This window comes from Streptomyces sp. CA189, assembly GCF_056428985.1.
Genome location: NZ_JBWJVM010000029.1, coordinates 49,964 through 72,997, shown reverse-complemented (window position 1 = coordinate 72,997; position 23,034 = coordinate 49,964). Strand labels below are relative to the sequence as shown.

The window sequence follows — 23,034 nt, the reverse complement described above, 5'->3', positions numbered from 1 at the left end:
GAGCGCTCTTGCCTGAACCTGTGAATTCCCTGAGAAACCCCTCCCGCCCCTCAGGCCAGGTGGAAGAGCCGGGCTCCGTTGTCGTGGCAGACGGCGCGCAGCCAGGCGTCGCCGAGCCCGAGCCGTTCCAGGGCGTCGAGCTGGTGCTCGTACGGGTAGGGGATGTTCGGGAAGTCGGTGCCGAGCAGGATCCGGTCGCCGAGGTCCGCGAGGCGGCCGCGGTCCTGTGGCGGGAAGCTGCTGAACTGCTCCGAGAAGTCGGTGAAGGCCATGGTGGTGTCGAGGCGGACCTCGGAGTACCGGTCGGCAAGGTCGAGGAAGTCGGCGTACTCCGGCATCCCCATGTGCGCGACGATCAGCGGCAGCCGGGGGTGGCGGGACAGCAGCCGGGCGATCGGCTCGGGTCCGGTGTGCTTTCCCGGGACGGGCCCCGAACCGCAGTGCACGACCGTCGGGATCCCGGCCTCGGCGAGCAGCCCCCAGACCGGGTCGAGCCGGTCGTCGGTGGGGTCGTACCCGCCCACCTGGAGGTGTGCCTTGAAGACCCGGGCCCCCGCCGCGACGGCCTGGCCTACGTACTCCCGCACCCCGTCCTCCGGGAAGAAGGTCGCGGTGTGCAGGCAGTCGGGCGTGCGGGCGGCGAAATCGGCCGACCAGGAGTTGAGCCAGGCCGCCATGGCCGGCTTGTGCGGGTAGAGCATGGCCGTGAAGGCCCGGACCCCGAACTCCCTGAGCAGCGCGACCCGCTGCTCCTCCTCGTGCCGGTAGGTGATGGGCCACTCGACGCCGGTCAGCGGGCCGACCGCGTCGAAGTAGTCCCACACCTTGTCCAGGACCCGCTCGGGCATGAAGTGCGTGTGTACGTCGACCAGCCCGGGCACCCCGAGCCGTTCCCGGAACGCCCGGACGGCCTCAGCCGTCTTCGCGGACAAAGCCGTGGCTCCGCTCGACCGTCGCGATGTGCAGCGTGTAGCTCTCGTACCAGTCGGCGCGGCCCTGCTTCATCGCCGCCTGGTGCTCCATGTCCTTGCGCCAGAGGGCGAGGGACTCGTGGTCCCGGAAGTAGGCGACGGTGATGCCGAGCCCTCCGGGGGTGCGCGCGGACTCATAGCCGAGGAAACCCGGATTGCCGCTGACGAGCTCGGTCATCCGGTCGAGCGTCTCGGGGTATCCGCTGGTCTCGGCGGTCCGGACACTCGTGAACACACTCATGACATAAGGCGGTTCGAAGGCCTGCACAGGCTGGATGGTCATGACCACCACCCTCTGCGGCCGGTGGCTGGCATGTCCACCGGAAAACGGCACGGACGGCCAAAGGGATCCAAGTTTTGACCTTGCCCCGCCACTCGCCCGGTCACCCGGTCGGGTCAGAACAGCCCGTCCTGCGCGGCAGCGGTGTCCCGTCCGGCGCTCGGGATCCCCGCCACGGGCACCTCGGCGGCACCGCCCTCCCCGGGCGCCACCAGCTCCCAGCCCGCGAGCAGCCGGGTGTCCACCACCAGCCCGTCGGCGAAGTGCAGATCGGGCCCTGCCGCACCGACGAGCCGGCCGGCGACGGTTCCGCCGGGCACCATCTCGGTGATCACCCGGGCGGGGACGGGCAGCGCGTCGAGCCCGAACACCCCGGCGTGGTCGGTCACCTCGCACTCCAGCCTCTCCAGCGACTCCGGCCACCCCTCCAGCGCGGCCGCCCGCGCGTGCAGGGCCGCGACCTCCGCCGCCCGCTCGGGCCCCGGCGGCAGCCCTCCCCGCACGGACCGCTTACGGGCGTAGGCGATCCGGTCCGGCACTCCGAGGGCGGCCCGCAGCAGCTCCTCCGTCCGACGGGTGGCCATCAGCGGCCCCCGCCCCAGCCAGGCCCAGGCCACCGCCCCTTGCTCCAGCAGCCGGGCGGACCCGCGCTCCTCGGCAGTGATGCCGACCTTGACCAGCCCGGCCCCGAACCAGGCGAGGTACACCCGGTAGGTACGCGGATCACCGGCGTTGGTGTCGGCCGCCACGGAGAAGGAACGGTCCAGGCCGGCGCACTCGGGGCACTGTGCGTTCCCCGTCCGGCCGGCCACGGTGCGCTCCGTCGGACACGGCGTCCGCCGTCCGGCCCGCCGGATGCCGAGGCAGCGGCGCTCTCCCCTGGCGGCGAAGGCGAGCGGCTGCCCGTACGCGAGGAGGCTGGCGCGCTCCCCCCGCCCCGGTCCCCGCCCGTACCAGCCGATCGCGGGCCGGCCGTCGTTCCACCGGAGGCCGGTGCACCACCAGGTCACAGGGGGAGCGGTCGCTCGAAGAAGGTCTCCAGGACGACGGTGGCCTGCGTGCCGCTGACACCGTCGATGGCGTAGAGGCGGCGCAGGACGTCCTGCAGCTGTTCGGTGGTCGCCGTGCGGACCTTGACCATGACCGAGGCGCTACCGGCGATGATGTGCGCCTCCTGGATCTCCGCGATGCCCTCGAAGGCGGCCCGAGAGTCGCCCATCCAGGCCGTGGAATCGACCATCACGTAGGCCAGCACCCCGCTGCCGACGGCCGCCGGATCCACCTCGACCGTGGTCCGCCGGATGACCCCCCGCTCGCGCAGCTTGCGTACGCGCTCGTGGGTGGCGCCCGCGGAGAGCCCGACGGAGGCCGCCAGCGCCGCGTACGGCTGGGCCGCGTCCGCCTGGAGGCGCTGGATCAGCGCCCGGTCGATGTCGTCCACCGAACTTCCTCCCACGTCCCTGCAAACCCTCGCGGAGACGGTACCTGATCCTGAGATCACACCCCCTGACCGAACAGCATTCGGCCCCTCCCCTGGCCCGGCTACCGGGCGACGAACTGCGTCAGGATCGCCTGGACCTCGTAGATGTCGACGCCCTTGGTGAAGGTCTTGGCTATCGGCGCCGAACTCCCGGAGAGCCATATCTTCAGCTCCGCGTCCAGGTCGAAGTGGCCGGCGGTCTCCACGGAGAAGTGCGTGATGCTCCGGTACGGAATCGAGTGGTACTCCACCTTCTTCCCCGTGAGCCCCTGCTTGTCGATGAGCACGAGCCGCCGGTCGGTGAACAGGATCGTGTCGCGGATCAGCAGATACGCGGCGTGCACCTGCTCCCCCTGCCCCAGCAGCCGCGCGTACTCGCGGTGCGCCGACGCCGGATCCACTGCGTGCGCGTTCCCGAACAGTCCCATGTGGGTTCCCCCTGCTTTCCCGGTGAGCCGATCCCCCGACGGGTCGATCTTCAAGAAACCGTATCCGGGCCCTTCATCACCCCGCATCCCCCGACAGAGCCATCTCCCCCCGTGGTCCCCCGGAGCCAGGCCTCATCACTGAGGAGGAGGACGAGGGCGAGGAGGAAGACAAGGAGGACAGGAAGGACAGGAAGGAGGAGGAGGGGAAGAAGAACCACAACGCAAGAGGCCCCCCGGTGAACCGGGGGGCCTCTTGGGCTGTGCACTCGGCAGGATTCGAACCTGCAACCTTCTGATCCGTAGTCAGATGCTCTATCCGTTAAGCTACGAGTGCTTGGCTGGCCGGGGTTTTGCGCCCCGTTGGCCTTGCGAGAACAACAATACATGGACCTCGCCGGGACGCGAAATCCATTAGGCACACCCGGCCTGACCTGCGAAAACGGCCTGGATGAAGATCATCCGGTTGGGGGTCGGGGTGCCCCCGGCGCGGGTCTGCGCGGGCAGATCCCGCCATCCCATCTCCCGGACCCCGAACGCACCGAAGCCCCGGTCCGCAAGGACCGGGGCTTCGTGAAGTGCGGAGGCGGAGGGATTTGAACCCTCGATGGGGGGTAAGCCCCAAACCGCATTAGCAGTGCGGCGCCATAGACCGGACTAGGCGACGCCTCCAGCACACCCTCGCGTACGAAGGTGCGTGCAGATGATGACACAGGCCAGGGGCCGGTCACCAATCCGCTTCCACGGTACAAGGAGGGCGGCCCGCAGAGCAAAGCCTTAAGCACCCCCGCGTGCGGAACGTCGGCGCCGGCTCGTCGTTGGTCTGTCGTACGACGTACGGACGACCTGGAGTTCCCCATGCTGCGTCTCGCCGCTTTCGCCGTCGCCTCCGCTCTGGCCGCAGGGGCGGCGGGCCCCCTGCCCCCGCTGCCGCCGCTCAGCCGGCTGCTGGCCGCCCCGGACCGGCTCACCATCCTCGTGGCCGACACGGGCAACCCGCGGGCCGACGGCGAGTACCGGCTGGAGTGCGACCCGCCCGGCGGGAACCACCCGCAGGCCGAGGACGCCTGCGCCCGCCTCGAAGCCCTCTCTCGCGAAGGGAAGGATCCCTTCGCTCCCGAGCCCAAGAACCAGCTGTGCACCATGCAGGACGGCGGCCGCGCCACCGCCCGGATCACCGGAACCTGGCACGGCCACAGGGTGGAGTCCCAGTTCCGCCGGACCAACGGATGCGAGATCCGCCGGTGGAACGACTTGGAACCTGTGCTTCCACGTGGGCGTTCCTGACCTGGGAGGATGCGCCGCTCGGGCGGTATGCGCCGGCCATCCGCCCCCTCGCCGGGAGCCCGTGCGCTTAGACTCCTCCCGTGACATGCCGGTAGTTGTGGTCAGGGAGGAAGCTCGTCGTGAGCAGCAGGCCATCCCGAGGCGCTGCTCGCCTCGCAGCAATACTCGACGCTCTTCCGGACGCGCTGTTGCTCGTCAACGCCAACGGCACGGTCGTCAATGCGAATTCGATCGCCCTTGAGGTCATGGAGAGCCCCGGTACCGGGCTCGTCGGCCGGGGCGTGCTCGACCTCCTGCCCGAGTTCGACTCCAAGCTGATCCCCGGCTCCATGCGCCGGCCCGGCGAGGACGAGGGCGGCCGCGCCCGCCCGAAACGGATGGTCGCGCGTCGCACCGACGGCAGCGAGTTCCCCGTCGAGGTCACCGCCGCCCATCTCGACGGCCGTGACGCCTACCGCGAGCCGCAGCCCTCGTACACCGGCGACGAGCTGCTGATGCTCGTCGTACGGGACCTCTCCCAGACGGTGGACACCGAGGCCGAGCTGGCCCGCTCCCAGCGCCAGACCGAGATGATCCTGCGCGCCGCCGCCGAGGGCGTCGTCGGCACGGACACCGACGGCAGGGTCGTCCTGGTCAATCCGGCCGCCGCCCAGATCCTCGGCTACCGCGCCACCGACCTCGGCAACCGCGAACTGCACGGGCTGGTCCAGCACTCGCGCGCCGACGGTTCGCCGTTCCCCTTCGAGGAGTCCCCGCTCGCCGACACCCTGCGCAGCGGACGCAAGCACCGGGTCCGCGGCCAGGTGCTGTGGAACAAGGCCGGGCAGCCCGTCGCGGTGGACCTGACCACCTCTCCCGTACGGGACGGGGAGCAGCTCGTCGGCGCCGTCATGACCTTCACCGACCGGCGCTCGTACGACGCGCTGGCAGCGCGCCACGCCCAGCTCCTGTCCGTCCTCGGCGACTCCCTGCGCGGACCGCTGGAGGAGCTGCGCGGAGAGCTGGCCACGCTGGCGGCCGATGACGCGGGACAGCTGTGGCCCGAGGCCAACCAGCTGCTGCACCACCTGGCCGCCGGCTACTCCCGGATGACCACCCTGGTCGACAACGTGCTCGCCTTCCAGCGCCTCGACGCGGGCGGCGAGAAGCTCGACAAGAAGAAGGTGCTGATCGACGGGGTCGTCGCGGCCGGTGTCGACGGCGCGGTCGAGCTGATCGGCCCCGGGCGGGCGCAGTTCGCCGTGCACGCCCCGACCATCGAGGCCGAGGTGGACGCGGAGCGGATCGCGACCGCCCTCGCGCACCTGGTCGCGGACGTAGCCGGGGTGGACGCCACCGGCAAGACCCGCCAGGGCAGCGGGTACATGGACTCGACGATCGTGGTGGCGGCCGCTCAGCGCGGCGAGGTCGTACGGATCGAGGTGCGCGGCCCGTACGAGGGCGGCAACCCGGTGCACGAGCCGATCGTGCGGGGCATCGTGGAGGCGCACGGCGGTGTGCTGCAGACGGTGGAGGTGCCGGGCGCGCCCGGCGGGGCGTACGTACTGGAGCTGCCGCTGGGTGCGGGAGCCGGGACGGTCACCCTGCCCGAGCCGGTGGAAGCTCCCCCGGCCGAGCCGGGTACCGAGGGCGGTCCGGGGCAGGTCTCCGGCGGCCGGCGGGCCCGGCGCGGCGTGGACGCGTTCCTCGACGACGAGGCCGATGCCGGCCCGGACGGGGGCCCGGACGGGGGCACCGGCTCTGCGAAGGACGCGGCCCAGGACTCCGACGGCGGGAGCGCGCTCGCCCTGCCGTCCGGGCGGCGCCGGGGCGGCGAGGCCTCGGCAGTCGCCCGGTCCGGCGACGGCGCTCCGGCGGAACTCGCCCAGTCCCCCGTGAACCCGGCGGGCCTGGGTGGCAGCGGCACGGGGCGGCGCCGCGGCCAGAACGGCGACGGCAGCAACAGCACGGGCGGCAGCGACTCCGGTGGCGGCAACGACCGCCCGGGCGGTCCCGGGCGGCCCGTGCCCCCGCAGGGGACCGCCATGCCCGCGCTCCCGCCCGTGCCGGTGGCTCCCGGGCCGGTCCCCCCGTTCCCGGGTCTCCCCGTTCCGCTGACGGAGCACCCCGCCGGGCGGCGGCGCGCCCTGGGCGCGGCGGGCCCGGCGCAGCCGGGCGGTCCGGTGCCGGCGACCGGGCTCGGGCCGACGCCCGGGGCGATGCCCGGGCCCGTCCCCGCCCCGATGCCCACGCCGCCGTCCTCCCCCGCTCCCGTACGGCCGATCGCCCCCGAAGGCGGCTTCGCGCTGCCCGCCGGGCCGACGCAGGCCCCGCAGGCCCCCGCCATGGCCGGCTCCGCCGCCGCTCCCGCCGAGGCGGACGCCGAAGCCCCGGGCGGGCGGCGCGGGCGCCGGGTGCTGGGCGCGCCCGGCACCGACTCCGAGGGCGCCGAAGCCGACGCCGGGCAGCCGGACGCGGGCGCGCAGGGCCCCGTAGCCCCCGAGACGCATCCCACCGGGCGGCGGCGTGCGCTGCCCGCCACCCCGGCCTGGCCGGTTCCGGCGGCCCGTACCGCCCCCGAGGACGAGGCGGGCAGCGGGCAGATCGCCGTACCCGGAGCCCGGCAGCCGCAGGACACCCCCGCTGAGGCCGCCGGGGCGCCGATCAGCGTCCGCGCGCTGGGCAGCCTCGGCCAGGGCGGCGGGTCCACCGACACCAACGGCTCCGGCCGGCGGCGGCGGCTCGCGGAGCCCGCGCCCGAAGGCCGGGCCTTCGCCATAGGAGCCCCCGAGGCCGGCTCCGCCGAGGGTCCCGAGCCGCTGGACGGGCCCGGTGGCGCCGTCGAGGTGGTCAACCGGCCCGTGCCGCGTCCCGTGGACGACGAGCTGCCGCCCGAGCCGCTGGACAACCCGCGCCGGCTCCTGGTGTGGCCGGCTCCGGACGCGCAGACGCAGGCCGCCCTCAGCGACCGCGGCTACCGCCCGGTGATCGTGCACTCCCGCGAGGAGGTCGACGCGCAGATCGCGGCGTTCCCCGCCGCGCTGTTCGTGGACCCGCTGACCGGGCCCATCACCCGGACCGCCCTGCAGTCGCTGCGCCAGGCCGCGGTGGCCGCCGAGGTGCCCGTGCTGGTGACGGCCGGGCTGGGGCACGCCACGCGTGAGGCCGCGTACGGCGCCGATCCGGCCGTGCTCCTCAAGGCGCTCGCGCCCCGCGACAGCGAGCAGCACCCCTCCCGGGTGCTGCTGATCGAGGAGCACGACGAGATCGCGACCGCGCTGACCGCGGCCCTGGAGCGGCGCGGCATGCAGGTCGCGCGGGCCGACGCCGATACGGACGCCGTGGAGCTGGCGACGCGGATGCGGCCGAACCTGGTGGTGATGGACCTGATGCAGGTGCGCCGCCGCCGGGCCGGGATCGTGGACTGGCTGCGCGCCAACGGGCAGTTGAACCACACCCCGCTGGTCGTCTACACGGCCACCGGGATCGAGCCGGCCGAACTGCCGCGGCTGGCCTCGGGCGAGAGCGTGCTGTTCCTCGCCGAGCGGTCCACCTCGGCCGATGTGCAGGGTCGCATCGTGGACCTGCTGGCCAAGATCGGCACCAACTAGTCATTCTGGCCGCATGGCCATCATCGACACGAGCGAGCAGACCGTCCCCGCAGACAACGGGGAGGTCAGCCTGCTCATCGCGCGACAGGTCGATCCGGGCCACGAGGAGAACTTCGAGGCCTGGGCCCACGGGATCCTGGAGACGGCCTCCGCCTTCCCCGACCACCTGGGGTACGGGCTGTTCCGGCCGGCCGTCGAGGGCGGGCCCTGGTTCCTGGTGCACCGGTTCCGCAACCAGGCGGCCTTCCAGCGGTGGCAGGACTCCGCCGAGCGCGCCGCCTGGTTCTCGAACTGCCTCGGACACCACCACACCGAGATAGCCCGGCGCGAACTGCACGGCATGGAGACCTGGTTCGCGAAACCGGGTACGGCCCGGCCCGCGCCGCCGCGGTGGAAGATGGCGATCAGCTCGGGGCTGGCCATCTTTCCGATCTCACTCGCGGGCAACGCGCTGCTCGGGCCGTACCTGGTGAATCTGAACTTCGTGCTGCGGACGGCCGCGTTCGCCGTCGTCTTCAGCACCCTGATGACCTACGTGGCCATGCCGGCGATCAGCAAGCTGCTGCGGCCCTGGCTCACGCGCGGCCAGTAGACCGGGCGGCAGTAGCCCCGCTGGGGCTCAGTCGAGCTTGGTGACGTCGAGGGTGCCTTCCGCGTACTGCTTGCGGATCACCTTCTTGTCGAACTTGCCGACGCTCGTCTTCGGCACCGCCTCGACGATCGCCCAGCGCTCCGGCAGCTGCCACTTGGCGATCGACTGGCCGAGGAAGGCGCGCAGTCCCGCGTAGTCCACGGTGGCCCCCTCCTTCAGGACCACGGTGGCCAGCGGGCGCTCGTCCCACTTCTCGTCCGGGACGGCGACGACCGCCGCCTCGGCGACCTCGGGATGGGCCATCAGCGCGTTCTCCAGCTCCACGCTGGAGATCCACTCGCCGCCGGACTTGATGACGTCCTTGGCCCGGTCCGTGAGGGTGAGGTAGCCGTCGGTGCTGATCACGCCGACGTCGCCGGTCTTGAGCCAGCCGTCCTCGCTGAACTTGTCCTCGGGGCGGGTCGGCTCGCCGCCCACGCCGCCGTAGTAGGCGCCCGCGATCCAGCTGCCGCGGACCTCCAGCTCGCCCGCCGACTCGCCGTCCCAGGGCAGGATGTCGCCGCCGGGGCCGACCAGGCGGGCCTCGACGCCCGCGGGGAAGCGGCCCTGGGTGATGCGGTACGGCCACTCCTCCTCGGGGGTCAGCCCGGCCGGCGGATGCGCCATGGTGCCCAGCGGCGAGGTCTCGGTCATCCCCCAGGCGTGGTTGAGGCGCACGCCGAGCTTGTCGTAGGCCTCCATCAGGGCCGGAGGACAGGCCGCGCCGCCGATCGTGACGTGCTTCATCGAGGTCAGGTCGCGCGGGTTGGCGGTGACCTCGGCGAGCAGCCCCTGCCAGAGCGTGGGGACGGCCGCGGCGTGCGTGGGCTTCTCCCGCTCGATCATGTCGGCGAGCGGGGCGGGCTGCAGGAAGCGGTCCGGCATCAGCATGCTGATGCCGGTCATGAAGGTGGCGTGCGGCAGGCCCCAGGCGTTGACGTGGAACTGCGGGACGACGACGAGGGAGGTGTCCTTGTCGGTCAGGCCCATCGACTCGGTCATGTTGACCTGCATCGAGTGCAGGTAGATCGAGCGGTGGGAGTAGACGACGCCCTTGGGGTCCCCGGTGGTGCCGGAGGTGTAGCACATGGCGGCGGCCTGGCGCTCGTCCAGCTCGGGCCAGTCGTAGGTGTCCGGGCGGCCCGCCAGGAGCTCCTCGTACTCGTGCACGCGCACGCCGAGGCCTTCCAGGGCGGAACGGTCGCCGATGCCCGCGACCACGACGTGCTCGATGGTCGGCAGGTGCGGCAGGAGCGGGACGAGCAGCGGCAGCAGGGTGCCGTTGACCAGGACGACCTTGTCGGCGGCGTGGTTGACGATGAAGACCAGCTGCTCGGGAGGGAGCCGCAGGTTCAGCGTGTGCAGGACGGCCCCCATGGAGGGGATCGCGAAGTACGCCTCGACGTGCTCCGCGTTGTTCCACATCAGGGTCGCGACGCGGTCGTCCTGCTGGACGCCCAGTTCATCGCGCAGGGCGTTGGCCAGGCGCGTTGCACGGGTCCCGATCTCGGCGAAGCTGCGGCGGTGCGGCTCGGCCTCTCCGGTCCAGGTCGTGACCTGGGACTTCCCGTGGATCGTCATCCCGTGCTGCAGTATGCGGGTGACGAGGAGTGGTACGTCCTGCATGGTGCTCAGCAAAGCGTCCTCCCGGTGGGCGCTGCGGCGCTGCGGCGGCTACGGATGCTGCGATTCTGCGCACGTACCGGTCGGCATGTCACTACCCAAGAGTAGAAACGCGGCCGATGTTTCACGTGAAACATCGGGCGGAGGGGCCGGACTCAGCGGACGGGTGTCAGTTCGGGGTCCTCACGGAGCTTGACCAGCGCCCGGGAGACGGCGCTCTTGACGGTGCCCACGGAGACTCCGAGCAGCTCGGCGGTCTGGGCCTCGCTCAGGTCCTCGTAGTAGCGCAGGACGACCATCGCCCGCTGCCGGTCGGGCAGCCGGGTCACCGCGCGCCACATCGCGTCGCGCAGCGCCTGTGCCTCGGCGGGGTCGGGGGCCGGCGGCTCGTCGGCCTCGGGGAGCTCGTCGCAGACGAACTCGTCGACCTTGCGCTTGCGCCACTGGCTGGTGCGGGTGTTGACCAGGGCCCGGCGGACGTAGCCGTCCAGGGCGCGGTGGTCCTCGATGCGGTCCCATGCGACGTAGGTCTTGGCCAGTGCCGTCTGGAGCAGGTCCTCGGCGTCGCAGGGGTTGGCGGTCAGCGAGCGCGCGGTGCGCATCAGGACCGTGCCGCGGGTCCGGACGTACGCCGAGAACGACGGGTACGGCGTCGGATTCGAGGCGAGCGTGCACACAGGCGTGGTCATGCCTCCACGCTAGGAGCGGCGCGGCCCCACCGGATCGGCCGCAAGTGCCGAAGCGGGATCCATCTCAGGTTGTAGGGGTGGGGCCCGCCCCACCTCCTGAAGGTGGAGGAGACGGGGCGGCCACCCGGAGGGGTCGGCGGGCTGGGTCAGCCGTCCGCGCCCAGGATCAGGCCCGAGGTCGGGACCCCGGTACCGGCCGTGACCAGGGCGTGGGCGGCTCCTGAGACCTGGTTGACGGAGGTGCCGCGCAACTGGCGGACCGCCTCGGCGATGCCGTTCATGCCGTGCAGGTACGCCTCCCCGAGCTGGCCCCCGTGCGTGTTGAGCGGCAGCGCGTCCGCGGCCACGAAATCGGCCGCCTCCCCCGGTGCGCAGAAGCCGAACTCCTCCAACTGCATCAGCACGAACGGCGTGAAGTGGTCGTAGAGGATGCCGACGTCGATGTCCGAGGGCCGCAGTCCGCTGGTCCGCCACAGCTGGCGGGCGACCACGTCCATCTCCGGCAGCCCGGTGAGGCCGTCCCGGTAGAAGGAGGACATGGCCTCCTGGCGGCGGCCCGCGCCCTGTGCAGCCGCCGTGATCACGGCGGGTTTCTGCCGCAGGTCGCGGGCCCGTTCGGCGGTGGTGACGACGATGGCCTGGCCGCCGTCCGTCTCCTGGCAGCAGTCCAGCAGCCGCATCGGCTCGACGATCCAGCGCGAGGCGGCGTGGTCGGCGAGGGTGATGGGCTTGCCGTAGAAGTACGCGGCCGGATTGTTCGCGGCGTGCCGCCGGTCGGTGACCGCGACGTGGCCGAACGCCTCCGGGGTGAGGTTGTAGGCGTGCAGGTAGCGCTGGGCCGTCATGGCCACCCAGGAGGCCGGGGTGAGCAGCCCCCAGGGCAGCGACCAGCCGAGTGCCGCGCCCTCCGCCGAGGGCTCGCGCTGCTGGACGCCGGAGCCGAAACGGCGGCCGGAGCGTTCGTTGAAGGCGCGGTAGCAGACCACGACCTCCGCGACCCCGGTGGCGACGGCGAGGGCGGCCTGCTGGACCGTGGCGCAGGCTGCGCCGCCGCCGTAGTGGATGCGGGAGAAGAAGGAGAGGTCCCCGATGCCGGCCGCCTGGGCGACGGTGATCTCGGGGCTCGTGTCCATCGTGAAGGTGACCATGCCGTCCACGTCGGCGGGGGTGAGCCCGGCGTCATCGAGGGCCGCGTGCACGGCTTCGACGGCCAGCTTGAGCTCACTGCGGCCGGAGTCCTTGGAGAACTCGGTCGCGCCGATGCCGGCGATGGCGGCGCGGCCGCCGAGCTGGTCACGGGTGCGGACGCTCATGCCGTGTCCTCCGGGGTGCCGAGGGTGACGGTGACGGTGCCCGTGACGTGGTGCCCGATGCCGTTCGCGCCGACCACGCGGATCTCGGCGGTGTTCCCGTCGAGGGCGGTGACGGTGCCGGTCAGCGTCATGGTGTCGCCCGGGTAGTTCGGGGCACCGAGACGGATCGCGACCTTGCGCAGGACCGCGCGCGGGCCGAGGTGGTCGGTGATGTACCGGCCGACCAGACCGTTGGTCGTCAGGATGTTCATGAAGATGTCCGGGGAGCCCTTCTCCCGCGCGAGCACCGCGTCGTGGTGCACGTCCTGGTAGTCGCGGGAGGCGATCGCGCCCGCGACGATCAGGGTGCGGCTGACCGGTATCTCCAGCGGCGGCAGTGTGTCGCCGATGTTCATGCCTCGTCCCCCTCGGGCGCTTCTTCGGGCCTGTCTTCAGGCATGTCTTCGGGCGGGTCTTCGGACAGGGCCGCGCCCAGCTCGGCCAGCAGTTCGCTGCCGCAGCCCAGGTACGCGTCGAGCTGGCGTCCCCACAGGAAGTGCCGGTGGACGGGGTGGTCGAGGTCGGCGCCCATGCCGCCGTGCAGGTGCTGGCCCGCGTGGACGACCCGTTTGCCGGCTTCCGAGGCCCACCAGGCCGCCGTCAGCACGTGCTCGCCCGCCGGGAGCCCCTCGTCCACGCGCCAGGCCGCCTCGTACGCGGTGACGCGTATCGCCTCGGTGTCCATGTAGGCGTCGGCCGCGCGCAGCATGACCCCCTGGTTGGTGGAGAGCGGCCGGCCGAACTGCTCGCGGGTGGAGGTGTACGCCACGGCACGGGCCAGCGAGCCCGCGCAGACGCCCGCCTGGAGGCCGGCGAAGGCGGTCCGGGCGACGGCCAGTACGTCCGCGTAGGCACCCTCCCCGCCGACCCGTTCCGCCTCGGCAGCGGTCAGCGTCAGGCTTCCGGCCGACCAGGGAGCGGTGGTCTCCACCGGCTCCGTGCGCACCCCGGGCGCGTCCGTCCGTACGAGCCACAGGGCTCCCGCCGTGTCCGGGACCAGGACGTGCGTGGCCTCGCGCAGCCAGGGCACGGCGGGGGCGCCGCCGGTGAGCCGTCCGTCCGGCGAAGCGGTGATCCGGCCGCGGCCCGGGAAGGCTCCGGTGGCGACCGCGTCGCCGGCGCCCAGCGCGGGGAGCAGCCGGGCGCGCTGCTCGTCGCTGCCGTGCCGGGTCAGGGCGAGGATCCCGTACACGCACGTGGCGGCGTACGGGACCTGCGCGGTCGTGCGGCCCTGTTCCTCCAGCAGGAGCACCAGGCCGAGCAGGCCGACGTCCTCGACGGCGGCGGTCAGTCCGGCGGTGGTGAGGGCCTTCCACAGCTCGGCGTCGCTGCCGGTGCCCGCGGCGCCGAGGCGGTCGTGGGTGGCGAGGTCGCCGAAGATCTGGGCGGCCAGACCGGCCGCGGCCGCCTGCTCCTCGGTGGGGTGGAAGTCCATCAGGCTTCGCTCCCCCGGAAGACGGGCAGTTCCAGTTCCTCGTCCACGCGCAGGAACTCCAGCCGCACGGGCAGCCCGATGCGGACCTTGTCGTACGGGACACCGGTGATGTTGCTGACCATGCGGACCCCTTCGGCGAGTTCGACGAGAGCCACCGCGTAGGGCGGGTCGAAGGCGGGGAAGGGCGGATGGTGCATCACCACGTACGAGAACACCGTGCCGGCGCCGGACGCCTCGACCGTGTCCCAGTCCGGGCTCCCGCAGGTGTTGCAGCCGGGGAGCCAGGGGAAGCGGAGCGTCGCGCAGGCGGTACAGCGCTGGATCAGCAGTTTGTGCTCGCGGACGCCGTCCCAGAAGCCCTGGTTGTCGCGGTTGATCACGGGGCGGGGGCGCTGGGCGGGCTTGGCGGGCTTCTTCGCCGCCGGGACGTACTTGAGGATCCGGAAGCGGTGCGTCCCGGCGAGCTCGCCGTTCGCGCGGAGGTCCATGCGGGTGGTCACGAAGTGGCCGGTGCCCAGCTTGGTCGTCTTGCGCGGCGAGACCGACTCGATGACGGCGTCGAAGGTGATCGCGTCCCCGGGGCGCAGCGGCCTCAGGTACTCCTGCTCGCAGTCGGTGGCGACGACCGAGGTGCAGCCCGCGTCGTCGAGCAGCGCGAGGAGCTCGTCGTAGGCCGAGGAGCGATCACCGTGTCCGGAGAGCCCGCCCATCGTCCAGGCCTGGAGCATGGTGGGCGGGGCGATGGCGTCCGGCCCGGTGTAGGCGGGGTTGGCATCGCCCATCGCCTCGCACCAGTGGCGGATCATCGGCTCGTTGACCGCGTCCTTGCCCTGGCCGGCGGTGGCGGCGGGCTGCCCTTCGAAGGACGTGAGCAGGGTGTGGAAGCGCGCGGCTTCCGTCTCCGCGTCCGACGCTCCGGTGGCGGGCGTGGCGGGTCTGGCGGGCCTGGCGGTCATCGCTTCCTTCCCTTCATACCGAGCCGCATCATGGCGACGATCTCCCGTTGGACCTCGCTGACGCCGCCCCCGAAGGTGTTGATCTGGGCGGCCCTGTTCATCCGCTCCAGCTCGCCGCCCGCGAAGACCGCGGGTCCGGATCCACGGATGAGCGCCTCCTCCCCCACCACCTCCTGGCAGATCCGGTACACCTCGACGGTGGACTCGGTGCCCAGGAACTTCACGCCGCTCGCGTCGCCCGGTGCCAGGGTTCCGGCGCCGACGTCCTGGACGAGGCGCCAGTTGAGGAGGCGTACGGCGGCGAGGCGCGCGTGGGCCTCGGCGAGCCGCGACTGCACCCAGGGGCGGTCGGCGGGGCGGTCCCCGGTGACCGGGTCCGGGGTGCGGGCGTGGTCGAGCGCGCCCCGGTAGAAGTCCTCGGCCTGCATGCCGATGGCGGCGAGGGCGACGCGCTCGTGGTTGAGCTGGTTGGTGATCAGGCCCCAGCCGCCGTGCTCGGGTCCGACGAGGTTGCCGGCGGGCACGCGGATGGAGTCGTAGTACGTGGCGGTCGTGGTGAGCCCGCCGACGGTGTCGATCGGGGTCCAGGAGAAGCCGGGGTCGTCGGTGGGCACCAGGATGATGGAGATGCCCTTGTGTTTGGGGGCCTCCGGATCGGTGCGGCAGGCGAGCCAGATCCAGTCGGCGTTCTGGGCGTTGGAGGTGAAGATCTTCTGGCCGTCGATCAGCCAGCCTTCGTCGTCCCGGACGGCTCTGGTGCGCAGCGAGGCGAGGTCGGTGCCCGCCTCGGGCTCGGAGTAGCCGATGGCGAAGACGAGTTCGCCCTTCAGGATCCGGGGCAGGAAGTAGTCCTTCTGCTCCTGCGTCCCGTACTTCATCAGGGTCGGGCCGACGGTGTTGAGGGTGACCATGGAGACGGGGGCACCGGCCCGGTAGGCCTCGTCGAAGAACACGAACTGCTCGTCGGGGCCGCGGCCCTGGCCTCCGTACTCGACGGGCCAGCCGAGGCCGAGGAGTCCGTCGGCGCCTATCCGGCGCAGTAGGGCGCGCTGCTCGGCGGGGTCCTCGGGCACCCCGTCCGGCAGCAGGTTTCCGAAGTACTCCCGCAGCTCTGCGCGGAGCCGCAACTGGCCTTCGGTCGGGGCGAGGTGCACGGCGCTGGCCTCCCGGCATCACATCATCAAGTGGAGCTGACTGTCCGTCAGATTCCAGGTGGATGTCAAGGCCGGGACGCTGTGACGGAGCACGGAGAACGCCCGAGGGCGCCCGCACTACCGGACCCCAGCCGGTCCGGTCGCGCAGGCGCCCTCAACAGTCGGTGCAGCTCAGGCCGCGGCTACCACCAGGGGTAGAAGTTCACCGAGACGTTGGAGTTGTGCTGATCGATCGCAGTGAAGGCCGAGCCGTTGACCTGCGCGGTGTTGTTCTGGTTGGACGCGCCGGACCCGGTGGCCACCTGCTGCGAGGTGGAGGAGTTGCCGTGGTTGTTGCCACCCACGCCGCTGCCGATGATGCTGGCGACGCTCGCATTCGATCCGTCGTTCGCGAAGGAGCCGTTGTCGGCCGATGCCACCCCGCCGAAGAGGGCGACGGCGAGGGGGAGAGCGGCGACGGCGGCGATGACGCGGGCGGTACGGATGCTTGCCATGTCTTTATCCTCCAGAAAACCGAAGTGGGGTGTACTCCAAGGCAGTTGGCCGACCGCCTCGGTCGTTCCGTGTGGTGACGACGTCGCGAGACCAGAGTTGCCCACCGAATCCCCGGCGAACCACCCTGGAGCCCTCGATTCCCCCGCAAGCATGACCAACATCGGATAAACCCCCTTCGCGCCCCCGACGCCCCAGGCCAACGCCGCGCGACCCGCTAAAACCCCTGCCACGCAAGGGGCGAACCGTTCCGCCAAACCGGCCGGCCCCGGACATGCCGAAAAGGGCCGCGTCGTCCGGGAACCCCACCGTCTCCCGGGCCTGCGGCCCTGCGCTGCCAAGCTTCACGCCCCCTGCACGCCCCCGGCGCTCGCCGGGGCCATTCCGCCGTGCCCCGCTCCGGGGCAGCTTCACGGCGCGATCCGCGGTCGCGGCCTACCCACACCGACCGACCGGGCTCCAGCGCCTGCGCTGCGTTGCTCTCGTGTTCTGCTGCCTTGCTCCTGCGGTGGTCCTGCGCCGATCCTGCGCGCTGCGGCCTGCTGGGGGTGCCGGGTATGGCACTGGTACGAGTACTGCGTGCTGCCGTGTCCTGCGTACTGGGCGCCGCGCACTGGGCCCTACACCTTGCACCTGCGCGCACTGCGTCCTGCGATTAACGGGTCCTGCGACTAACGGGTCTCGTGGTCAACGGGTCCTGCGTCTGCGCGGTATGCGCACTCCGTGCCGCGCGCTACGCGGCGAGCGCCATCTCCCGGCGAGCGGCTCCGACGCGGACCGCTGCGGTGATCGCGGCGCTACGGACGCTGTCGTCCACACCGGGCTCGGAGCCGGCGGCCAGGGCGGTGGTCGAGCGGCGAACGGACGGGCTCTTGCCGTGGGCCTCGGCGCGGATGCGCTGCTTGATGGTGGGCGGGAGCGAACCGCCGCGCATCATCGCCCGCCAGGTCCGCCGCGCCATGAAGGCCGGCCGGTTCGCCGCGACGGCCGCGGGGGCGGCGGGGGAGGAGGAGAGCGGGGTGGCGGCGGCCTGGGCGACCTTGCCGCCGAAGCCGAGGGAGGCGAGGAGGGCCACGAGGGCCGCGAGGACGGTGGTCCAGATCGACGTGATGGTGCTGCGGTGAGCCATGACGGGTCCCTCATTTCGCGATGTTCTGACGGGCGGATCTGAATACATTCGTCATGATGCGGGCGCAAGCGGAGCGCCTCCACGCCCCGCGCCGATCTTCCGACAAACACCACCCAAAGGGGCTAATCACATAATTCGGCCTCTCTGGATCCTTATGCGCCGCCAGGCCGGAACTCCGCCAGAAGATCACCATCTCCCCACCTCTGGGCGGATGTTGACATCCACTCAGCCCGCCCAGCATGCTCACCCACGGCGCGGCGGATCTTCTTCTCATGGTCGGGGGACCAGGTTTCCATGCAGAACCGAAACGTACTGATATCGGGTGCCGGCATCGCGGGCACCGCCTTGGCCTACTGGCTGCGCCACCACGGCTTCCGGCCGACCGTGGTCGAGCGCGCCTCCGCCCTCCGCGAGGGCGGCTACAAAATAGACATCCGGGGTGCCGCGCTCGACGTGGTCTCCCGCGCCGGGGTCCTCGACGCGGTCCGCGCCCAGCGGACCGACGTCCGGGGCGGCTCCATCGTCAACGCGGCGGGCAAGCGGGTGGCGACCATGGACGGCGACACCTTCGGCGGCCGCGCGGGCCACGACGCGGAGATCCTGCGCGGTGACCTCAACCGGATCCTCTACGACCTCTCCGTCGACGGCGACGACGGCGTCGAGTACCTCTTCGGCGACTCCATCGCCTCCGCCGCGGAGACCGCGGACGGCATCGAGGTGGTGTTCGACAGCGGTGCGCGCCGCGTCTTCGACCTGGTCGTCGGCGCCGACGGGCTGCACTCCAACACCCGTGCCCTGGTCTTCGGCCCCGAGGAGCGCTTCATCCGGGACCTCGGCTACTACGTCTCGATCTACAGCGTCCCCAACCACCTCGACCTCGACCGCTGGGAGCTCACCTACGTCTCCCCCCTGCGCACGGCCCTGACGTACAGCACGGCCAAGGACACCGGCGCGAAGGCGATGTTCCTCTTCGCCTCGGGGCCGCTGGAGTACGACCGCCACGACGTCTCCCAGCAGAAGAAGCTGCTGGCGGAGGCGTACGCGGGCGAGTCCTGGGAGGTGCCCCGGCTCCTCGCGGCACTCGACGAGGCCCCGGACTTCTACTTCGACTCCCTCAGCCAGACCCACCTGGACCGCTGGTCCAAGGGCCGCACCGTCCTGGTGGGCGACTCCGCGTACTGCGCCTCGCCCGCCTCCGGCCAGGGCACGAGTCTGGCCCTGGTCGGCGCCTACGTCCTGGCGGGCGAGCTCGCGGCGGCCGACGGCGACCACGGCACCGGCTTCGCGGGGTACGAACGCGAGATGCGCCGCTTCGCGGAGGAGAACCAGAAGCTCGGCCCCTCGAACATCAAGCACATGGTCATGCGGACCAAGCGCCAGATCTCGATCCAGCTGACGATCCTCTCCCTCCTGGGCCGCCTGCCGGGCAAGGAGCGAATGATGGCCAAGGTCATGGAGCCCATCCAGAAGGCCGCGAACTCCATCACCCTCAAGGACTACTGACCGCGTGCGCACGTGAGGCGGGCCGAACGCGGAAGGGGTGCCACCTGATCGGTGGCACCCCTTCCGGGCGGGGCCTCGGCCCTGCCTGGTGCGGTGGGTGTGGGATTTGAACCCACGGTGACTCGCGCCACGACGGTTTTCAAGACCGTTCCCTTAGGCCGCTCGGGCAACCCACCTGGCGGGTACAGAGTACCGGGCGGTGGGGGTGGGCGGCGCTGGGGATTCTCGGGGGGTCAGGCGGTCTGGGCCTTGTCGTAGGCCGCCTTCGCCTCGTTGCCGAAGTACGGGCCGTACATCCGGTTCGGCAGGAAGGTGTAGCCGAAGCTGTTCACCGAGACCTGGGTGCCCAGGCCCGTCGCCTCGTTGAAGTCCTGGAACCAGGGGCCGCCGCTGGAGCCGCCGGTCATGTTGCACGGCATGCTGTGGTCCTTGGTCAGCAGGAAGTCCTTGCCGGTGTTGCCGCTGCAGTACACGAGCTTGCTGCCGTCGTACGGGGCCGCCGCCGGGAAGCCGAAGGCGTACATCTTCTTGTTGTAGCCGCCGTTGAACACGATGCCCTGGGCTCCGACGACCTGGCTGAGCGTCCGGCCGTTCAGCGGGGCGACGACCGCCAGGCCGACGTCCATGTTCATGTCCTCGCTCGCCACCCACTGGTCCGTCGCGAAGGTCTTGGTGGCCGTCCACTGCCCGTAGGGCGCGTTCCCGTTGTCGTATCCCGGGACGAAGATCCAGTCGGTGTGCCAGGCGCCCTGGTACTTCACGCAGTGGCCGGCGGTGATCACCGTGCTGCCGTTGGCGCTGGTGACCGAGTCGCCCGAGCAGGAGGCGCTCTTCCCGTTGAAGGTGAAGAACACCCGGCCCGAGGTTTTGACCACCGCGCCGCCGGATGTCCAGGCACCGCCCGGCTGCGGGAAGGCCGCGGGGGAGACGGCGGACACCGTGGGGGAGGCGCTCGCGGGGGTCGGGGCGATCGTCGTGGGGCGCTCCGCGGTGGTGGGCGCCGTACGGGCGGCCGTGCCCGGGGCGGCCGTGATGTCCAGCGGGGTGGCGGCCCTCATCCGCTCGGCCGTCCAGGCGCCCGGGGCGGGGCGCTGCGCGGCGGCCGAGGGGGAGGCCGCCGTCAACGCGCCCGCGAGCAGGGACCCCGTCGCGAGGAGGACCGATATGGCTGTCCGATGGCGATTCACGCATGACTCCTTCTGCCGTGTCCGGATGAAGAGCTGTCGGTGCGGATCGGGGGCAGAGTGGCACGCCGGGAGCGAGATGTCAGGCACCAGTCGGAACGTTCGGTCGGTTCCGGCCAGGAAATGGCCAACTCCGGCTAGGTGGTGAGAAGAACCCCCGCGTATGAGGCTCCGGCCACCACCACCCAGGCCGCGAGGCCCAAGAGGGCGGCCCGGCCGCCGGTACGGGACAGGGTGGGCACGTGGACCGCGCCGCCCAGGCCGAACAGGGCGGCGGCCAGCAGCAGTTCCTGGGCGGTGTGCGCCCATTCCAGCGCTACGTCGGGCAGTGCCCCGGTGGCGCGCAGCGCGGCCGCCGCGAGGAACCCCGCCACGAACAGCGGCACCGGCGCCGGCCTGCGGCCCGAGGGCGTGCGCACCCCGCGCCTGCGGGACCGTACCGAGAAGGCCACGGCCGCGACCAGCGGGGCCAGCATCGCCACGCGCATCAGTTTGACCAGCACCGCTTCGCCGAGGGCGCCGGGGCCGGCCGTCTGGGCGGCCGCCACCACCTGGCCGACGTCGTGGACGCTCGCACCCACCCAGCGGCCGAAGTCCGGGTCGGAGAGGCCGAGCGGGGACTGGAGGAGCGGGAGGACGGCGATGGCGAGGGTGCCGCACAGGGTGACCAGGGCCACCGAGGAGGCCACGTCCTCCTCGTCGCTGCCGGACACCTGGCTGACGGCGCCGATGGCGGAGGCCCCGCAGATCGAGTACCCGGTGGCGATCAGCAGCGGCTGGTCCCCGGGGAGTCCGAGCCGCCGGCCGAGCCAGAGGGTGCCGAGGAAGGTCGCCGCCACCACCGCGGCCACCATCGCCACAGTGGCCCAGCCCAGCCGGAGCACCTCGTCCAGGCCCAGGGCGAGGCCCAGCAGGACAATGCCGATCCGCATCAGGCGCCGACCGGCCAGGGAGAGGCCCGGGCGCGCGGGGCCCCGTACGAAGCCCCGCAGGCCGGGGAGGTGAGCTGCGGCGATGCCGAGCACCACCGACACCGTCAGCATCGGCGCCCAGGGTGCCAGCCGGTGCGCCCACCAGGCCACCAGGACTCCGGCCGCCGCGAGGCCCAACCCGGGCCACGGTGACGATGTTTCACGTGAAACAACGATCGGATCCGGTGATTCCGCCCCGCGCACCGGGCGGTTCAGCAGGGCCATCAGTCGGTCGGCAGCGTGTAGACGCGGCGGACACTGCTGCCCAGGCGCACGACGTCGGCGCCGTACACGTGCAGGGATATCGCCTTGGTGCGACAGGAGTTGCGGACCTTGTGGATGTCTCCGGGCGGGGCGAACCCGCAGACGTCACCGGGGCCGTTGACCACGTGCTCGGTCGCCACCAGCCGGGCGCCGGTGGTGGCCGTGGCGGGGGCCAGGCGGTAGCGGAGCTCGCTCTCCTCGCCCTCGTGCACGCCGGCCACGCACCACGAGACGTGGTCGTGGATGGCCGTCTCCTGGCCCGGCAGCCACACCAGCGCCACCACGGAGAAACTGCCGTCCGGTTCCGCGTGCAGGACGTGCTGCCGGTAGCGGTCGGGGTGGCCCTCCCGCTGCTCGGCGGTGAGCAGACCTGGCACCCCCAGGTGCGGGGCGAGGCGTTCGCCGACCAGGTAGGCGGTCAGGTCGGGGGCCAGTCCCCGGTCCACGACGGTACGTATCTCATTGACGAGGGCGGCCATCCTCGCGGTCGTTCGGGCCGGCGTGCTGGTGGTCATAAGGGGAGCGTCGAGGAGCCCACCCATCACGTCCAACGACAGTTATGAGGTGAAATCCCAAGACCGGCTTATGGGTTGGAGCGGAGCCGGATCCTCCAGTGGACCGGTTCAGCAGCCCACGCGGTTCGAGGCGGCCTGCTTCAGGGCGTCCAGCACCACGGCCGTCGCCGGGACCCGCAGATGGTCGCGGTACACGTGCGCGGCGATGTGACGGCGGGCGGCCGGCAGCAGGGGCCGCCCGCACACCTTGCTCAGCGAGAGCGAGGGCAGCACCAGCGCGGGCATCATGGCTACGCCGAGGCCCTGTGCGACCAGGCTCTGGACCACCAGGTTGTCGTCAGTGGCGAACCGGATGTCGGGGACGAAGCCGAGCTCCGCGCATTCGTGCAGCAGGTTCGCCCGGCAGCGCGGGCAGCCGGCGATCCACCGCTCCTCGGAGAGGTCCGTGAGGTGCACGGCCCGGCGCCGGGCCAGCGCGTGCCCGGTCGGCAGCAGCACCGTCAGCTGGTCCTCCATGAGCCTGACCTCGGCGACCTCCTCCGGCACCTCTTCGTGCAGGCCGGGATAGGTGAAGGCGAGGGTGATGTCGCACTCGCCCCGCTCCAGCCTGCGCAAGGAGTCCGGGGGCTCCCCCTCCAGCAGCTCGACCTGGATGCCCGGATGCTCCTTGGCCAGGCTGCTCAGTGCTTCCGGGACCAGGGTGACGTTGGCGCTGGGGAAGCCGCACAGCCGGACGCGGCCGGTCCGCAGCCGGGCGTACGCCTTCAGCTGGGCCTCGGCTGCGGAGAGACTGCCGAGGATGGTCTCGGCGTGCCGGGACATGGACTCCCCGGCCTCGGTGAGCTGCATGCGGCGGCCGACACGCGTGAACAGCGGGGTGCCGACGGCGCGTTCGAGCGCCTTCATCTGCTGGGTGATCGCGGGCTGTGTGTACCCGAGGGCCCTGGCGGCGGCCGAGTAGGACCCCGAGGCGACCACCTCGTGGAACGTTCGTATGTGCCGCGAATCGAACACGGTCGAAGCATAAGCGGACGTTGGGAGGGGCCGCAGGCACAATCGCGCCTACGGCCCCTCACTATCAAGCCAGTCGATCCTGCCGGCCG

At 71.9% G+C, this 23,034-nt stretch carries 22 protein-coding genes and 3 tRNA genes; 4 read left to right on the top strand and 21 right to left on the bottom strand.

Going from position 1 to position 23,034, the window contains the following annotated elements:
- Positions 1–50: 50 nt before the first annotated feature.
- The 7 genes from AC061S_RS22065 to AC061S_RS22035 all read right to left on the bottom strand — a co-directional run bounded on the left by AC061S_RS22065 (position 51) and on the right by AC061S_RS22035 (position 3,828).
- Entirely contained in the window at positions 51–932 is an 882-nt protein-coding gene (locus AC061S_RS22065; RefSeq protein WP_478687671.1) for an amidohydrolase family protein, read from the bottom strand.
- The gene (locus AC061S_RS22060) at positions 913–1,254 is read right to left on the bottom strand and encodes an antibiotic biosynthesis monooxygenase family protein (RefSeq protein WP_478687670.1); all 342 of its coding nucleotides are present in this window, start codon (positions 1,252–1,254) and stop codon (positions 913–915) included. The genes AC061S_RS22065 and AC061S_RS22060 overlap by 20 nt, the downstream gene beginning before the upstream one ends.
- 113 nt (positions 1,255–1,367) lie before the next feature.
- Complete coding sequence (locus tag AC061S_RS22055; RefSeq protein ID WP_478687669.1) at positions 1,368–2,261, bottom strand: DUF2797 domain-containing protein; 894 nt, start codon at positions 2,259–2,261, stop codon at positions 1,368–1,370.
- Positions 2,258–2,692, bottom strand: coding sequence for an Lrp/AsnC family transcriptional regulator (locus AC061S_RS22050; protein ID WP_478687668.1), 435 nt, complete (start codon positions 2,690–2,692; stop codon positions 2,258–2,260). The genes AC061S_RS22055 and AC061S_RS22050 overlap by 4 nt, the downstream gene beginning before the upstream one ends.
- Positions 2,693–2,793: 101 nt before the next feature.
- Positions 2,794–3,159 carry a PH domain-containing protein gene (locus AC061S_RS22045; RefSeq protein WP_254381969.1) on the bottom strand — a complete coding sequence of 122 codons (366 nt, stop codon included), beginning with the start codon at positions 3,157–3,159 and terminating at the stop codon, positions 2,794–2,796.
- Between the two features lie 261 nt (positions 3,160–3,420).
- Positions 3,421–3,493, bottom strand: a tRNA-Arg gene (locus AC061S_RS22040).
- 244 nt (positions 3,494–3,737) lie between these two features.
- Positions 3,738–3,828 (bottom strand) — tRNA-Ser (locus tag AC061S_RS22035).
- 186 nt (positions 3,829–4,014) lie between these two features.
- Here AC061S_RS22035 and AC061S_RS22030 point away from each other — a divergent pair.
- From AC061S_RS22030 to AC061S_RS22020, 3 genes are all read left to right on the top strand, one after another.
- The gene (locus AC061S_RS22030; RefSeq protein ID WP_478687667.1) at positions 4,015–4,443 is read left to right on the top strand and encodes an SSI family serine proteinase inhibitor; all 429 of its coding nucleotides are present in this window, start codon (positions 4,015–4,017) and stop codon (positions 4,441–4,443) included.
- Between the two features lie 119 nt (positions 4,444–4,562).
- Complete coding sequence (locus AC061S_RS22025; RefSeq protein ID WP_478687666.1) at positions 4,563–8,033, top strand: response regulator; 3,471 nt, start codon at positions 4,563–4,565, stop codon at positions 8,031–8,033.
- 13 nt (positions 8,034–8,046) lie between these two features.
- Complete coding sequence (locus AC061S_RS22020) at positions 8,047–8,625, top strand: antibiotic biosynthesis monooxygenase (RefSeq protein ID WP_422523459.1); 579 nt, start codon at positions 8,047–8,049, stop codon at positions 8,623–8,625.
- Between the two features lie 27 nt (positions 8,626–8,652).
- Here the strand turns inward: AC061S_RS22020 and AC061S_RS22015 are convergent, their stop codons facing one another.
- The 9 genes from AC061S_RS22015 to AC061S_RS21975 form a co-directional block, all read right to left on the bottom strand.
- Positions 8,653–10,302 (bottom strand): long-chain fatty acid--CoA ligase, encoded by a 1,650-nt coding sequence (locus AC061S_RS22015; RefSeq protein WP_478687665.1) that lies wholly within the window; start codon positions 10,300–10,302, stop codon positions 8,653–8,655.
- Between the two features lie 140 nt (positions 10,303–10,442).
- Positions 10,443–10,976: a SigE family RNA polymerase sigma factor gene (locus AC061S_RS22010; RefSeq protein WP_478687664.1), complete on the bottom strand. Its 534-nt coding sequence runs from the start codon at positions 10,974–10,976 to the stop codon at positions 10,443–10,445.
- A 146-nt stretch (positions 10,977–11,122) separates the two neighbouring features.
- Positions 11,123–12,289 (bottom strand): lipid-transfer protein, encoded by a 1,167-nt coding sequence (locus AC061S_RS22005; RefSeq protein ID WP_478687663.1) that lies wholly within the window; start codon positions 12,287–12,289, stop codon positions 11,123–11,125.
- Positions 12,286–12,684, bottom strand: a complete 399-nt coding sequence (locus AC061S_RS22000) for a MaoC family dehydratase (RefSeq protein WP_478687662.1) — start codon at positions 12,682–12,684, stop codon at positions 12,286–12,288. Before AC061S_RS22000 ends, AC061S_RS22005 begins: the two co-directional genes overlap by 4 nt.
- On the bottom strand, positions 12,681–13,763 hold the full coding sequence (locus tag AC061S_RS21995; RefSeq protein ID WP_478687661.1) for an acyl-CoA dehydrogenase family protein: 1,083 nt from the start codon (positions 13,761–13,763) through the stop codon (positions 12,681–12,683). The genes AC061S_RS22000 and AC061S_RS21995 overlap by 4 nt, the downstream gene beginning before the upstream one ends.
- Positions 13,763–14,719 carry a bifunctional MaoC family dehydratase N-terminal/OB-fold nucleic acid binding domain-containing protein gene (locus AC061S_RS21990; RefSeq protein WP_478687660.1) on the bottom strand — a complete coding sequence of 319 codons (957 nt, stop codon included), beginning with the start codon at positions 14,717–14,719 and terminating at the stop codon, positions 13,763–13,765. The genes AC061S_RS21995 and AC061S_RS21990 overlap by 1 nt, the downstream gene beginning before the upstream one ends.
- Positions 14,716–15,873: an acyl-CoA dehydrogenase family protein gene (locus AC061S_RS21985; protein WP_478687659.1), complete on the bottom strand. Its 1,158-nt coding sequence runs from the start codon at positions 15,871–15,873 to the stop codon at positions 14,716–14,718. The genes AC061S_RS21990 and AC061S_RS21985 overlap by 4 nt, the downstream gene beginning before the upstream one ends.
- 182 nt (positions 15,874–16,055) lie before the next feature.
- Entirely contained in the window at positions 16,056–16,367 is a 312-nt protein-coding gene (locus tag AC061S_RS21980; RefSeq protein ID WP_478687658.1) for a hypothetical protein, read from the bottom strand.
- A gap of 731 nt (positions 16,368–17,098) precedes the next feature.
- Positions 17,099–17,494 carry a DUF6344 domain-containing protein gene (locus tag AC061S_RS21975; RefSeq protein ID WP_478687657.1) on the bottom strand — a complete coding sequence of 132 codons (396 nt, stop codon included), beginning with the start codon at positions 17,492–17,494 and terminating at the stop codon, positions 17,099–17,101.
- Positions 17,495–17,788: 294 nt separating this feature from the next.
- Here AC061S_RS21975 and AC061S_RS21970 point away from each other — a divergent pair, with 294 nt between their 5' ends.
- Positions 17,789–18,997: an FAD-dependent monooxygenase gene (locus AC061S_RS21970; RefSeq protein WP_478687656.1), complete on the top strand. Its 1,209-nt coding sequence runs from the start codon at positions 17,789–17,791 to the stop codon at positions 18,995–18,997.
- Between the two features lie 91 nt (positions 18,998–19,088).
- Here the strand turns inward: AC061S_RS21970 and AC061S_RS21965 are convergent.
- From AC061S_RS21965 to AC061S_RS21945, 5 genes are all read right to left on the bottom strand, one after another.
- Positions 19,089–19,173, bottom strand: a tRNA-Ser gene (locus AC061S_RS21965).
- Between the two features lie 57 nt (positions 19,174–19,230).
- Positions 19,231–20,184 (bottom strand): trypsin-like serine peptidase, encoded by a 954-nt coding sequence (locus AC061S_RS21960; protein WP_478687655.1) that lies wholly within the window; start codon positions 20,182–20,184, stop codon positions 19,231–19,233.
- A gap of 134 nt (positions 20,185–20,318) precedes the next feature.
- A complete protein-coding gene (locus AC061S_RS21955; RefSeq protein ID WP_478687654.1) occupies positions 20,319–21,377 on the bottom strand; it encodes a YeiH family protein in 1,059 nt (352 codons plus the stop codon).
- Entirely contained in the window at positions 21,377–21,931 is a 555-nt protein-coding gene (locus tag AC061S_RS21950; RefSeq protein WP_478687653.1) for a cysteine dioxygenase family protein, read from the bottom strand. The genes AC061S_RS21955 and AC061S_RS21950 overlap by 1 nt, the downstream gene beginning before the upstream one ends.
- A 108-nt stretch (positions 21,932–22,039) precedes the next feature.
- Positions 22,040–22,945, bottom strand: coding sequence for a LysR family transcriptional regulator (locus AC061S_RS21945; RefSeq protein ID WP_478687652.1), 906 nt, complete (start codon positions 22,943–22,945; stop codon positions 22,040–22,042).
- Positions 22,946–23,034: the final 89 nt, after the last annotated feature.